The following is a 13675-nucleotide window of genomic DNA, read 5'->3' on the forward strand; positions in this document are numbered from 1 at the left end:
ACGCGTGGTGCCGCTCGTGAACGGATGTGGCGAGGGCCTCCCCCGGGACACCATTCGTCACCATGAACCTTCCCGTGGACACAGACGAACTCACGAAACGGTACGGCGAGCAAGTCGCCGTGGACCGAATGAAATTGACCGTGCTGCCCGGCGAGATCTACGGTTTCCTCGGCCCGAACGGCGCCGGCAAGACGACGACGTTGCGAATGCTGCTGGGCCTCGTCCGGCCGACTTCCGGCAGTGTCCGGCTGTTCGGCAGGCCGCCCGGCGACCTCGACGGGGTCGGCGCGCTGATCGAATCGCCGGGCTTCTACCCGTACCTGTCCGGTTCGGACAATCTCAAGGTGCTGGCCCGCTACAGCGGAACGGATCCGCTGCGCGTCGGCGAAGTGCTCGCGATGGTCGACCTCGCCGATCGCGGAAAGGACCGGTATTCCACCTACTCCCTCGGCATGAAGCAGCGGCTCGGGGTCGCGGCGGCACTGCTGAAGGACCCGCGGCTGCTGATCCTCGACGAGCCGACCAATGGGCTCGACCCCGCCGGGATGGCCGACATGCGGGTGCTGATCCGGCGGCTCGGCGCGGAGGGCTGCACCGTGCTGCTGTCGAGCCATCTGCTGGGCGAGGTGCAGCAGATCTGCGACCGCGTCGGCGTCGTCTCGCACGGGCGGCTGGTCGCGGAGAACACGGTGGCCGAACTCCGCGGCGGCACGGTGCTGCACATCGAGTCCGACGAGATCGCGCGTGCCGCCGGCCTGGTGCGGCGCTGGATCGGCGCGGAGAACGTCCGCGAGAGCGGCACCGGTCTCGATCTGACCGTGGAGCCGGACCGCGCGTCTTGGCTGAACCGCGAACTCGTCACGGAAGGGATCGCGGTGCGGGAACTGCACGTCCGCGAACGGGATCTGGAACAGGTCTTCTTCGAGCTCACCGGAGAGGTGGCAGGTCATGTGGGGTAGCTGCACCGCCGAACTGGCGAAACTCGTCCGGCGTCCGGCGAACTGGTTCATGCTGGGGATCGCCGTCACGCTCGGCCTGACCTTCACCTATCTGCTGCCGCTCGCGGGCGCGGCGGGCTCGTCGAGCGGGGCCCCCGGTACGGATCGCGGGCTGACCGCGACCCTGCCGTCCAACCTGGTCGGCAACGCGATCGGCGGGCTGCCGGTGTTCCTCGGGGCGATCCTGCTCGTGCTCGGGGTGCTGGCCGTCGGCACCGAATACGGCTGGAGCACGTGGAAAACCGTTCTGACGCAAGGACCGTCGCGACTGACCGTCTACAGTGGAAAGTTGTTCGCACTGGCCGTCGCTTCGCTGACCGTCGTGCTGACGAGCTTCGCGACCGGCGCGATCACCAGCGCGCTCATCGCCTCTTCGGAGGGCGCGCCGATGAACTGGCCGTCGTTCGGCGCGGTGCTGACCGGGATCGGCGCCGGCTGGCTCATCGCGATGACGTGGGCGGCACTCGGCGCGGCACTCGCCATCGCGATGCGCGGGGTCGCGCTGCCGATCGGGCTCGGCCTGGTGTGGCTGCTGGTGGTGCAGAACCTGCTGTTCGGGGTCGCGGCCCCGCTGGTGGACTGGGTCGGCACGCTCCAGCTGGCGCTGCCGGGAGCCAACGCCGGTTCGCTGGCGGCGTCGCTGGGCGCCTCGGGCGCGACGCCGGGTGTCGGTGAACTCGTCGGTGCCTCGCAGGCGACGCTGGTGGTGGCCGGCTACCTGGTGGTCTTCGCCGGTGCCGGCGGCTGGCTGCTGCGGCGCCGGGATGTCCTCTGAAGCGCGTGAAGGCCCCCTTCCCTCGGCTGAGCCGAGGGAAGGGGGCCTTCACGGACGGCTAGGCGAGGGCGTCGAGGTCCGCCAGGACGTCGGCGGGCAGTTCGAGTTCCGCGGCGGCGACGTTCTCCCGCAGGTGCGCGGGCGACGACGTGCCCGGGATCAGCAGGATGTTCGGCGACCGCTGGAGCAGCCACGCGAGCGCGACCTGCATGGGCGTCGCGCCGACCCGGCGGGCGCAGTCGTCGAGCGCGCCCGATTGCAGCGGCGTGAACCCGCCGAGCGGGAAGTACGGCACGAACGGGATGTTGATGGCCGCGAGGGCGTCGAGGAGCCCGTCGTTGGCGCGGTTCGCGACGTTGTACTCGTTCTGCACGCAGACGACCGGTGCGATGGCGCGCGCTTCCTTGACCTGCTCCGCCGAGACGTGGCTCAGGCCGAGGTGCCGGATCAGGCCCTGCTGCTGGAGCTCGGCGAGCACCTCGAACGGCTCCGTGATCGAGACCGGGATCGGGAAGACGCCGTGCTCGCCCGCGAGCCGCAGGTTGACCACGTCGAGGACGTCGAGGCCGAGGTTGCGCAGGTTGTCGTGGACCGCGGAGGTCAGCTCCTCGCGCGAGAGCGCCGACGGCCAGCCCTTGTCCGGAGACCGCTTCGCGCCGACCTTCGTGACGATGTGCAGCTCGTCCGGGTACGGGTGCAGGGCCTCGCGGATCAGCTCGTTGGTCGTGTGCGGACCGTAGAAGTCGCTCGTGTCGATATGGGTGACGCCCAGCTCGACCGCCTCGCGGAGGACGGCGATCGCGGCGTCGCGGTCGCTCGGCGGACCCCAGATGCCGGGGCCGGACAGCCGCATGGCGCCGTAGCCCATCCGGCTCACGATGAGATCGCCGAGGGTGAGGGTGCCGCCTGGGCTCATGGTCGCTCCTTGTGCAAGTGGGTTCCACTCACCTTATGCAGGTTCTCCTCGGCCGGCGCGTGCGGGAAGGGAGCAAGGGACCTTTACTACCACTCGGGGCGCTGACCTGCGCGAACAGCCAGGCCGACCAGCTGGTTCGCCAGCCCTTCGGTCAGTCCGTGGACGAACATCGCCTGGCCGTCGGGCGCTCCGCGTTCGCCCAGGACCGTCGCCACGGCCTCGCCGGGGTTCGCGTAGGGCCACAGTCCCGCGACGAGAATGAAGACCGCCTTCGCGAAGTACCCGGCCGCTTCGGCGTCCAGCGACACTCGGGCGCGGACGATCCCGGCGAGCCGTTCGGTCCGTTCACCGGCCCGCGTCTTGAACGCCCGCGCGGTCTCCACGGAGATGTTGCGTTCCAGTACCGCGGCCATCGTGCTGATCAGCTCGCACAGCAGGCGCTGCCGCGAGATCGACGTCGCGATGACGGTCGCGACTCGCTCGTAGCCGGGGCCGTCGAGGCCGCTCAGCTCGCCTTCGAGCTCGTCGAGCCACGAGACCCAGGCCGAGTCCAGGATCTCCAGGAAGATCGCCTCCCGGCTGTCGAAGTACCGCAGCACGTTCGACTTCGCCAAGCCCACCCGATCGCTCAGTTCCCGCAAACTGATCCGGGAGACGGGCCGCTCGGCCAGGAGTTCGCGCGCCACCCCGAGGATCGCCGCGCGCCGGGCCTCGACCTGTTCCGGCCGCCGTGCGCGCTGGAAGTCGGGTGCCACGCGGCGCACGGTACCAGACCACCCGGCTATTATTCGGCGTTCGCGGCCCTCCGCGCCTGCACCCGCTTGTAGCTCCAGATCAGCAACGCGAACAGGATGAGCCCGGAAAGGATCAGGCTGGACCCGGTGCTCCAGCCGCCGAGGGGCAACCCCGGCACGAGTCCCCAGACGACCCCCGCGGCCAGCAGTCCGAGCCCCGCGAGCACCGAACCCGCGATGCGCAGCGGAGACGAAACGCTGTCCTCGGCCGCCTTCATCGCCCTGTCGCGGATCGGATCGACGTACTTCTCCACGGCGGGGAACTCCGAGGCCAGCACGAGCAGACCCGCGAGCACCAGCAGCAACCCGGGCCCTGGCAGCACGAGCAGCGCGATACCGACCAGCAGGAGAATGAGGCCCGCGATCAGGATCAACACCTGCTTCACGGGTTTTCCGATGCCCACCGTCGTCTCCTCGCCGTCGTCCGTTCCCTTCGATTATGCCGGTCGGGACGGGAAAGCGCTGGTCCTGATGGTCTGTTTCGGCGGAGACCGTTCGTCGGGGTGATGAACTGTCCAACCTGAGGAGGACCGATGCGCTACATGTTGCTGATCTGCGGGACGCCGTTCCCCGGTGCGGACGACTGCGAAGACCCGCTGGACGAGCGGACCCAGGAATGGGTCGACGAGATGACCGCGCGCGGGGTGCGGTTGTCCGGCAGCAGGCTCCGGTCGGCGGCCACCGCGACCACCGTGCGCCACCGCGACGGCGAACTGCTCGTCTCGGACGGGCCGTTCGCCGAGACGAAGGAACAGATCCTCGGCTACGACCTGATCGAGTGCGCCGATCTCGACGAGGCGATCGAGGTCGTGTCGAAGCATCCGGTCTCGAAGTTCGCGACCGTCGAGATCCGGCCGATCTGGCCGACCCCTTGAACGCGCCTCGTGTCGTGGCCGGTGAGTGTGAGTGTCACCGCGAGTAAGGGGTGTGTGGATATAGGGACGTTGAATGTCCCTATATCCACACACCCCCTCGTAACCGGACCGATCACGGAGGGACTGTGTGGATTTCTGGTCATCCAACGTCCCAAAATCCACACAGTCGGCTCCCTGAACGTGCCTCGCCACTCACGAGAGCTCACGAGAGCAAAGGTCCCTTGCTCACCCACCGGCCAGCAACTGCTCGAACGGCACGAACCCACTCTCCGGAGCCCCAGCCGGCGAATCCGAAGACAAACGGGAAGCGAGTTCCCGCCCAGCCCGAGACGCCCGCTTGTCGAGGTCACCCGGAGAAGCCCAGTCCGACGAAGCCGCGTACACCGCCGTCGCGACCGGCTCGGCGCGAAGGTAGGCGAAGAGCGGACGCAGCGCGAAGTCGAGCACCAGCGAATGCCGTTCGGTCCCGCCGGTGGCACCGATCAGCACCGGCTTCCCGTCGAGCGCCTTCTGGTCCAGCACGTCGAAGAACGACTTGAACAGTCCGCTGTACGACGCGGTGAACACGGGCGTCACGGCGATCAGGGCGTCCGCGGTGGTCACCGTGTCGATGGCCGCGCGCAGGGCCGGGGAAGGGAACCCGGTCAGCATGTTCTTCGTGACGTCGACGGCCAGATCGCGGAGTTCGATCACCTCGATCTTCACCTCCGGCAGCGCGACGGAAACCGCCGCAGCGAGCTTGTCGGCGAGCAACCGCGTCGAGGACGGCTGGCTGAGACCGGCGGTGACGACAGCGATCGTGGTCATGCCAGGACCTCCAAACGAGAAGCGTGAGTAGGGGCTTCGGGCACGTGCGCCGGCCGAAGCGAGTCGAGTTCCTTGCGCAGCACCGGGATCACGTGCTCGCCCAGCAGGTCGAGCTGTTCCAGCACGGTCTTCAGCGGCAAGCCGGCGTGGTCCATCAGGAACAGCTGACGCTGGTAGTCGCCGAAGTGCTCACGGAAGGTCAGCGTCTTGTCGATCACCTCTTGCGGGCTGCCGACGGTCAGCGGCGTCTGCTCGGTGAACTCCTCCAGCGACGGCCCGTGCCCGTACACCGGCGCGTTGTCGAAGTACGGCCGGAACTCCCGCACCGCGTCCTGCGACTTCGGCCGCAGGAACACCTGGCCGCCCAGACCGACGATGGCCTGGTCCGCCTTGCCGTGCCCGTAGTGCTCGTACCGCTCGCGGTACAGGTTGATCAGCGCCTGGAAGTGCTCCTTCGGCCAGAAGATGTGGTTCGCGAAGAACCCGTCGCCGTAGTAGGCGGCCTGTTCCGCGATCTCCGGGCTGCGGATCGAGCCGTGCCAGACGAACGGCGGGACACCGTCGAGCGGGCGCGGCGTCGAGGTGAACTCCTGCAGCGGCGTCCGGAACTTGCCGGACCAGCTGACCACGTCCTCGCGCCACAACCGGTGCAGCAGGTGGTAGTTCTCGATGGCGAGCGGGATCCCCTGCCGGATGTCCTGCCCGAACCACGGGTACACCGGGCCGGTGTTGCCGCGCCCCATCATCAGGTCGACGCGGCCGTCGGCGAGGTGCTGCAGCATCGCGAAGTCCTCGGCGATCTTCACCGGGTCGTTCGTGGTGATCAGCGTGGTCGAGGTGGAAAGGATGATCTTCGACGTCTGCGCGGCGATGTAGCCGAGCATCGTCGTCGGCGACGAAGGCACGAAGGGCGGGTTGTGGTGCTCGCCGGTCGCGAAGACGTCGAGGCCGACTTCCTCGGCCTTGAGCGCGATCCGCACCATCGCCTTGATCCGCTCGTACTCGCTGGGCGCCTCCCCGGTGGTCGGGTCGGTCGTCACATCGCCCACCGTGAAGATTCCGAACTGCATGACCTGCTCCCTAGGCCGGGGTTACGTTGCTTGAGCGTTCAACTTCACGCACGCGAGAAGTATTCCAGACCATCGACGCGGGCTGAAAGGGTGACTTGATCGGCCCGGAAAGTGGCCGCCCCCACACTCGACTCCATGTGGCTCACCTCCCTGCTTGTGACAACGTTGACATTCACTCTCACGCCGGCCACCACTCCCGAACCCACCGTCGCGGCGACGATCTGCGCCAAGTACTGCGACAGCCGCGACCCCGCCTTGGCCGTCGGCGAAAGAAGACCCGGCACGGCCTCCGTTTGGGGCCGCGCCATCACGCTGCACCTCTCCGACGGCGACAACATGGGCTGGGGCAGCATCGGCGACGGCGACCCCGGCGACGAAGTCTGGCTCGACCGCTCCTTCGACGGCGGCCGCACGTGGGCGGGCGACAGCCGGATCGGCGACACGAAGATCCCGGCCGGCCAACGCGGCTGGCGCACCCTGATGTTCAACGTCGACGACCCCGCCACCCACCGCTTCGGCGCCCTGCGCGCCTGCGGGAAGGCGGGCAACCGGCCGGAAATCGCCTGCACGCCTTGGTTCCGCACCACGGTCGCCGCCAAGGACCGCACGGAAGCCGCGGCCACCGCGCTCATGCAGTTCTACGACAACGGCACCGGGCTCTGGCAGACCACGGGCTGGTGGAACTCGGCGAACGCGCTCACCGCGATCCTCGACTACAGCACGCGAACCGGCTCGCAGAACTACCGCTACGCCATCGGCAACACCTTCGACCGCAACCGCGGCGACAACTTCACGAACGAATACATCGACGACACCGGCTGGTGGGCGCTCGCCTGGATCCGGGCCTACGACCTCACGAAGGACCGCCGCTATCTCGACACCGCCGTCATCGCGGCGGACTACATGTACTCCTACCGCGACGGGACCTGCGGCGGCGGGCTCTGGTGGTCGACGGCGAAGACGTACAAGAACGCCGTCACCAACGAGCTGTACGTCAAGGTGGCCGCCTCACTGCACAACCGGCTCCCCGGCGACACCCGCCAGCTGGCGCGGGCACGCGAGGTCTGGGACTGGTTCCGCGCGAGCGGCATGATCAACGGGAGTTCCCTGATCAACGACGGCCTGAACGCCTCCTGCGCCAACAACGGCCAGGCCGTCTGGAGCTACAACCAGGGAATCGTCCTCGGCGCGCTGGTCGAACTGCAGCGCGCGACCGGTGACGCCGCCCTGCTCGCCACGGCCCGGCGGCTCGCGGACGCCTCCACCACCACGTCGCTCCTGCACGCGAACGGGATCCTGCGCGACCCGTGCGAATCCGGTGACTGCGGCGCCGACGGGCCGTCGTTCAAGGGCGCGTACGCCAGGGGGCTCGGCGAGCTGGACCGGGCGCTGGCGGGCAGGCCGTACCGCGCTTACCTGACGCGCCAAGCGAACGCGACGATCGCGAACAACCGCACGTCGCTCGACCAGCACGGCCTGCGCTGGGCGGGACCGGTCGACAAGATCGACGCCGCCCGTCAGCACAGCGCGCTGGAGGCCCTCACCGCAACTCTCTGAGAACCGGATCCGGGACGTGCAGCCAGGCGCGGACCTCGGTCTCCTTCTCGTGCACGAGCACCTGCCGGTAGCTCATCGTGTCGAGACCGGGGCCGCCCTGGTCCTGGACGTCCTCGTGGAACCGGTCCGACACGAGCACCACCACGGGCGACTCGTCCGGCGCTTCGGCGAGCGCGTCCCGCAGCACGCGCGAGTCCAGCAGCCGGGCGAGCAGCACCTTCGGCCGCCCCGTCACGCCGTACTCGTCGAGCGCGATCTCGCCGGCGTGGATCGCCACCCGCACCCGGATCCGCAGGCCGGGTTCGGTGACGACGTTGTAGCGGGCCAGTTCCGCGGTCAGCCGGGAAAGCAGCGGATACACCAGGCGGAACTTCGGGAAATGCGGCGGGACCACGACGATCATGCCGTCCCCGGTGTCGCGCTTCAGGCACGCGTCCCAGGCGATCCCGCTGGCCTCGAAGGCCGTGGCGAGAAGGCCGAAGAGCATCCGCCGGACCTGGACGAAGATCTCGCTGCTGCGGCCGACCTGGCCGAAACCGGAGATGTCGATCGAGAACAGCCCGCAGTGCATGCCGGATTCGACCCACGCCGTCGGCGGCGGATAGAGGATCTTCGTCCGCAACCTGGCGAGGTGGACACAGGTCACAGTGACGAACAGGATCGTGCCGAAGAGCCAGGCGAACGAGAGCGTCGCCTCCGACTCGCCCTCCGACGCCGCCCGCTCCAGCAGGAACGTCATCGCGACGGCGATGCCGCCGTAGCCGAGCACGAACAGCCAGAGAATCCCCCGTCGCAGCCGGATCGCGGCGTGCGCGACCGGGAGCAGCGCGAGCATGCCGAAGGACCCGACGACCACCACGAAATACCAGAGACTCACGACGCGTTGTGCGGTCGAGACGCGTGTGCGACCGGTTCCGACGGCCACCTTGTTCCCCCCGTCACCCTGTGACACCGGAAACGATAACGCCTCATCCGAGGCCGGTGGAAGTCGCTTTCCGCAGCCGTGACCCGCCCATCGGGACAGGGTGATGCGCCACACCGGAGGCTCGGGAGAACGAAGCTGTCGGAGGGGGCGGATATCCTCCAGTACGGTGTCGCGTTGAACACCACCTCCACGAGCTAGTTCGCGAGCCACGACTCCAGGAGAAGTACCCAGTGACTGCTGAGACCCTGTACGGGGCCGACGACCTGACGCATCTCGAGGGTCTGGAAGCGGTCCGCAAGCGCCCCGGGATGTACATCGGCTCCACCGACAGCCGCGGTATCAACCACCTGTTCTCCGAGGTCGTGGACAACTCGACCGACGAGGGCGTGGCGGGTCACGCCACGAAGATCGTGGTCACCCTGCACGCCGACGGCAGCGTCCAGGTCGACGACGACGGCCGCGGCATCCCCACCGGCACGCACGCCAAATCCGGTTTGTCCGGTGTCGAGCTGGTGCTCACCAGGCTCCACGCGGGCGGCAAGTTCGGCGGCTCGGGCTACAAGACCTCCGGTGGTCTGCACGGCGTCGGCGCTTCGGCGGTGAACGCGCTGTCGCACCGCTTCGACGTCACGGTGAAGCAGAGCGGCAAGGTCCACCAGATGTCGTTCGCGCACGGCGTCCCCGGCGTGTTCGACGGGCCCGGCCCGAAGGCCAAGTTCACCCGTAAGTCCGGGCTGAACGTCACCGGCAAGATGAAGCGCGGCGAGCGCTCCGGCACGTCGATCCGGTACTGGTACGACTCGCGTTACTTCGAGCGCGGCGCCGCGCTCGACGTCGAAGGTGTCCGCGCGAAGATGCGCAACACCGCGTTCCTGGTCCCCGGCGTCACGTACGTGTTGCGCACCGCCGTGGACGACACGATCAGCGAAGAGACCTTCCACTTTCCCAACGGCCTCGCCGACATGGTCGACTTCCTCGCCCCGGACAGCGAAAAACCCGTCTGCGGCACGCTGATCATCAACGGCGAGGGTACGTACAAGGAGAACGCCGCCGACGCCAGCGGTGTCATGCAGTCCAATGTGGTGCGTCACGCGGAGGTCGAGGTCGCGCTGCGCTGGGGCACCGGCTACGAGCGCACGGTGGAGTGCTTCACCAACACCATCCGCAACGTGCACGGCGGCACCCACCGCCGCGGTTTCGACCGCGCGGTGCTGAGAGCCTTGCAGGACGCCATTTCCAAAACCCGCGGGCTGCTCAAGCCCAAGGAGGACATGCCGACCGTCGAGGACGTGCTCGAAGGCATGACGGCGGTCGTCCACGTCCGGCTGCCCGAGCCGCAGTTCACGTCGCAGACCAAGGACGAGCTGTCCACCGCCGGCATCACCCGCGTCATCCAGGGCATCGTCGACAAGCACATCCGCGCCTGGACCGAAGAGCGCAAGACCAAGTCCGAGGCGAAGATCGTGCTGCAGAAGGTGGTCGACGCGGCACGCGTCCGGCTCACCCAGAAGCAGCAGAAGGACGCCGCCCGGCGCAAGACCGCGCTCGAAGGCGCGGCCATGCCGCCGAAGCTGGTCGACTGCCGCACCACCGGCGTCTCCCGCAGTGAGCTGTTCCTCGTCGAGGGTGACAGCGCCCTCGGTTCGGCGCGGATGGCGCGCGTCTCGGAGTACCAGGCGCTGCTTCCCTTGCGCGGCAAGATCCTCAACGTCCAGAAGGCGTCGCTCGGCGACACCTTGAAGAACGCCGAGATCGCCTCCATCGTGCAGGTGCTCGGCGCGGGCAGCGGGCGCACGTTCGACCTGTCGACCATGCGCTACGGCCGGGTGATCCTGATGGCCGACGCGGACGTCGACGGTTCGCATATCCGCACGCTGCTGATCACGCTGTTCGCCAAGTACATGCGGCCGGCGATCGAGGACGGCAGGCTCTACGCCGCGATGCCGCCGCTGCACAAACTGGTCACCAAGGGCCGCAACCCGGAAACCCACTTCACCTTCACCCAGAAGGAGATGGAGACCAAGTACGCGGAGCTGGAGCGGGCGGGCAAGCAGATCGTCACGCCGGTGCCGCGGTTCAAGGGTCTCGGCGAGATGGACGCCGACGAGCTGTGGGAGACCACGATGAACCCGGCCACCCGCTCGGTCCGCCGGATCACCCTCGACGACGTCGAAGCCGCGGAGAACGCGCTCGAACTGTTGATGGGCGAGAAGGTCGAGCCACGCCGCAACTGGCTGGTCGAATCCTCCGACCGGGTCGACCGCGAAGCCATCGACGCCTGATTTCGCTGCTATTCAAGGAGCTTTGAGCAATGGCACGCCGTAAGGGCACCACCACCAAGGTCGATCCCTCCGCGTTCGACAAGCCCGGCGCGAACGTCTTCGACAATTCGCTGAAGACGGAGATCGAGGATTCGTACCTGGAGTACGCCTACTCGGTCATCCACTCGCGGGCGCTCCCGGACGCGCGGGACGGCCTGAAGCCGGTGCACCGCCGGATCATGCACTCGATGAACGAGAACGGCTACCGGCCTTCGCACGCATATGTGAAGTCGGCGCGGGTCACCGGCGACGTGATGGGCAAGTACCACCCGCACGGTGAGACGGCGATCTACGACGCCATGGTCCGGCTCGCGCAGGACTTCTCGCTCAACGTCCCGCTGATCGACGGGCACGGCAACTTCGGCTCCCCCGACGACGGCCCGGCCGCGTCGCGGTACACCGAGGCGCGGCTGTCCCCGGAAGCGATGCTGCTGGTCGGTGAGCTCGGCGAGGACACCGTCGACTTCCGGCCGAACTACGACGGCTCGCTCGAAGAGCCGTCCGTGCTGCCCGCGGCCTTCCCGAACCTGCTGGTGAACGGCACGTCCGGGATCGCGGTCGGGATGGCGACCAACATGATCCCGCACAACCTGTCCGAGGTCATCGGCGCGGCGCGGTGGCTGATCAACCACCCGAACGCCACCCTCGACAAACTGATGGAGTACGTCCCGGGCCCCGACCTGCCGACCGGTGGTTCGCTGCTGGGGCTGGACGAGGTCCGCCGCGCGTACGAGACCGGCCGCGGTGTGGTGCGGATGCGCGCCAGCGCCGAGACCGGGCCGCTGGAGGGCAGCCGCGGCCGTCAGGCGATCACCATCACCGAGCTCCCGTACGGCGTCGGCCCGGAGAAGGTGATCGAGAAGATCACCGACGAGGTCAACAAGTCCAAGCGGCTCACCGGGATCGCCGACGTCAAGGACCTCACCGACCGCGAGAACGGCACGCGGCTGGTCATCGAATGCAAGGTCGGCGTGAACCCGCAGGCGCTCCTGGCGGATCTGTACCGGCTCACGCCGCTGGAGCAGTCGTTCGGCATCAACAACCTGGTGCTGGTGGACGGGCAGCCGCAGACGCTGGGGCTCAAGGCGCTGCTGGAAGTCTTCCTCAGCCACCGCTACGAGGTCGTCACCCGCCGCACGCGGTACCGGCGCCGCAAACGCGAAGAGCGTCTGCACCTGGTCGACGGTCTGCTGATCGCCCTGCTCGACATCGACAAGGTGATCAAGCTCATCCGCGACAGCGAGAACGCCGCGGCCGCGAAGGACGGCCTGATGAAGCGGTTCAAGCTCTCGGAGATCCAGGCGACCTACATTTTGGACACCCCGCTGCGGCGGCTCACCAAGTACGACCGGATCGAACTCGAAGCCGAGCAGGACAAGCTGCGCGGGGAGATCGCCGAGCTGTCGAAGATCCTCGACGACGAGTCGGTGCTGAAGAAGGTCGTCTCGGCCGAGCTGGCCAAGGTCGCCAAGGACCACCCCACCGAACGCCGCACCGCGCTGATCGACGGTGACCTCAAGGAGGTCCTCGCCGCGTCGAAGCCGTCGGGTCCGCTGGAGGTCGCCGACGATCCGTGCCAGGTGATCCTGTCGGCCACCGCGCTGGTCGCCCGGACCGCGGCGGAATCGGAGGAGGCGTCGGAAGTGCGGCGCCGCAACGGCCGCGTCAAACACGACTCGGTGGCCGCGGTGGTCCATTCGACCGCGCGCGGGCAGGTGCTGCTGGTGACCAACCGCGGCCGCGCGTTCAAGACCGACGTGCTGCCGCTGCCGGTGCTGCCCGAGCAGGCGGGCACCGTGTCGCTTCGCGGCGGAATGGCCGCGAAGGAACTGGTGCCGCTGGAGAAGGGCGAGCGCGTCATCGGCCTGGCCCCGCTCGGCGAACAGGCGGCCGGCTCCCCCGGCCTCGCGCTCGGCACGAAGCACGGCGTCGTGAAGGTGTGCGCGCCGGAGTGGCCGGTCCGCTCCGACGAATTCGACGTGATCAGCCTGAAGGACGGCGATGAGGTCGTCGGTGCTACCTGGCTCACCGACGGCAACGAGACGCTGGCGTTCCTGTCGTCCGAAGCGTCGCTGCTGCGCTACGCCGCTTCGCTGGTGCGGCCGCAGGGTCTCAAGGGCGGCGGCATGGCTGGGATCGTCGTGCGCGGCGATGCGGAAGTGGTCTTCTTCGGCGCGATCCGCACCGACGACGCCGAACACGGCGAGCCGATGGTCGTCACCGCGACCGGCGCGAGCGTGAAGGTGACCCCGTTCAGCGAGTACCCGGCCAAGGGCCGCGCGACCGGCGGTGTCCGGGCACAGCGATTCCTCAAGGGCGAAACGAGGCTGATCGTCGGCTGGATCGGCCCGCGTCCCGCCGGTGCCGCCCGCAACGGCGACCCGGTGGAACTCCCCGAGGTCGACCTCCGGCGCGACGGCTCCGGCCACGCCCACCCCGGCCCCGAAGTCGTCGGTCACCTCATCGAACGCGACTGACCCCGCACTCACGTGATTGGGCGCGTGACTCGCGTGATGGGAGCCGTAACTCGTGAGCTACGCCTCCAATCACGCGAGTTCCCGCCCCAATCACGCGAGTCACGCCTTCAGTCACACGTGTCGTCCGCCTGATCACGTGTGTCGTCCGTCTGATCACACG

Annotated in this window: 12 protein-coding genes; 6 read left to right on the plus strand and 6 right to left on the minus strand. The window is 68.3% G+C overall.

The window, feature by feature from the left end; all coding sequences use genetic code 11:
- Positions 1-62: 62 nt before the first annotated feature.
- Together DMC61_RS18955 and DMC61_RS18960 are read left to right on the plus strand one after the other, a co-directional pair.
- Positions 63-959, plus strand: coding sequence for an ABC transporter ATP-binding protein (locus DMC61_RS18955; RefSeq protein ID WP_125690399.1), 897 nt, complete (start codon positions 63-65; stop codon positions 957-959).
- On the plus strand, positions 949-1773 hold the full coding sequence (locus DMC61_RS18960; protein WP_125690400.1) for an ABC transporter permease: 825 nt from the start codon (positions 949-951) through the stop codon (positions 1771-1773). Before DMC61_RS18955 ends, DMC61_RS18960 begins: the two co-directional genes overlap by 11 nt.
- A 58-nt stretch (positions 1774-1831) precedes the next feature.
- Here the strand turns inward: DMC61_RS18960 and DMC61_RS18965 are convergent, their stop codons facing one another.
- The 3 genes from DMC61_RS18965 to DMC61_RS18975 form a co-directional block, all read right to left on the minus strand.
- Positions 1832-2689: an aldo/keto reductase family oxidoreductase gene (locus DMC61_RS18965; protein WP_125690401.1), complete on the minus strand. Its 858-nt coding sequence runs from the start codon at positions 2687-2689 to the stop codon at positions 1832-1834.
- Positions 2690-2775: 86 nt separating this feature from the next.
- Positions 2776-3444, minus strand: coding sequence for a TetR family transcriptional regulator (locus DMC61_RS18970; RefSeq protein ID WP_370456418.1), 669 nt, complete (start codon positions 3442-3444; stop codon positions 2776-2778).
- Between the two features lie 29 nt (positions 3445-3473).
- Complete coding sequence (locus DMC61_RS18975) at positions 3474-3887, minus strand: PGPGW domain-containing protein (RefSeq protein WP_016331690.1); 414 nt, start codon at positions 3885-3887, stop codon at positions 3474-3476.
- A gap of 129 nt (positions 3888-4016) precedes the next feature.
- Between DMC61_RS18975 and DMC61_RS18980 the strand changes: the two genes are divergently transcribed.
- Positions 4017-4358 carry a YciI family protein gene (locus DMC61_RS18980; protein WP_125690403.1) on the plus strand — a complete coding sequence of 114 codons (342 nt, stop codon included), beginning with the start codon at positions 4017-4019 and terminating at the stop codon, positions 4356-4358.
- A gap of 225 nt (positions 4359-4583) precedes the next feature.
- On the opposite strand, the gene DMC61_RS18985 is transcribed toward DMC61_RS18980, so the two are convergent.
- Positions 4584-5165: an FMN reductase gene (locus tag DMC61_RS18985; protein ID WP_063275706.1), complete on the minus strand. Its 582-nt coding sequence runs from the start codon at positions 5163-5165 to the stop codon at positions 4584-4586.
- Complete coding sequence (locus tag DMC61_RS18990) at positions 5162-6235, minus strand: LLM class flavin-dependent oxidoreductase (protein ID WP_016331687.1); 1074 nt, start codon at positions 6233-6235, stop codon at positions 5162-5164. Before DMC61_RS18990 ends, DMC61_RS18985 begins: the two co-directional genes overlap by 4 nt.
- A gap of 135 nt (positions 6236-6370) precedes the next feature.
- On the opposite strand from DMC61_RS18990, the gene DMC61_RS18995 reads away from it, so the two are divergent.
- Positions 6371-7792 (plus strand): glycoside hydrolase family 76 protein, encoded by a 1422-nt coding sequence (locus tag DMC61_RS18995; protein WP_199750026.1) that lies wholly within the window; start codon positions 6371-6373, stop codon positions 7790-7792.
- Here DMC61_RS18995 and DMC61_RS19000 read toward each other — a convergent pair.
- On the minus strand, positions 7776-8717 hold the full coding sequence (locus DMC61_RS19000) for a hypothetical protein (RefSeq protein ID WP_233594857.1): 942 nt from the start codon (positions 8715-8717) through the stop codon (positions 7776-7778). The genes DMC61_RS18995 and DMC61_RS19000 overlap by 17 nt on opposite strands.
- A 230-nt stretch (positions 8718-8947) precedes the next feature.
- Between DMC61_RS19000 and DMC61_RS19005 the strand changes: the two genes are divergently transcribed.
- Both DMC61_RS19005 and DMC61_RS19010 read left to right on the plus strand, forming a co-directional pair.
- Complete coding sequence (locus tag DMC61_RS19005) at positions 8948-10999, plus strand: type IIA DNA topoisomerase subunit B (protein WP_125690406.1); 2052 nt, start codon at positions 8948-8950, stop codon at positions 10997-10999.
- Positions 11000-11028: 29 nt separating this feature from the next.
- Entirely contained in the window at positions 11029-13515 is a 2487-nt protein-coding gene (locus tag DMC61_RS19010) for a DNA topoisomerase (ATP-hydrolyzing) subunit A (protein ID WP_125690407.1), read from the plus strand.
- The last annotated feature ends 160 nt before the right edge of the window (positions 13516-13675 follow it).

It is taken from the genome of Amycolatopsis sp. WAC 04169 (genome assembly GCF_003947535.1).
In the GTDB taxonomy this organism is placed as follows: Bacteria; Actinomycetota; Actinomycetes; order Mycobacteriales; family Pseudonocardiaceae; genus Amycolatopsis; species Amycolatopsis keratiniphila.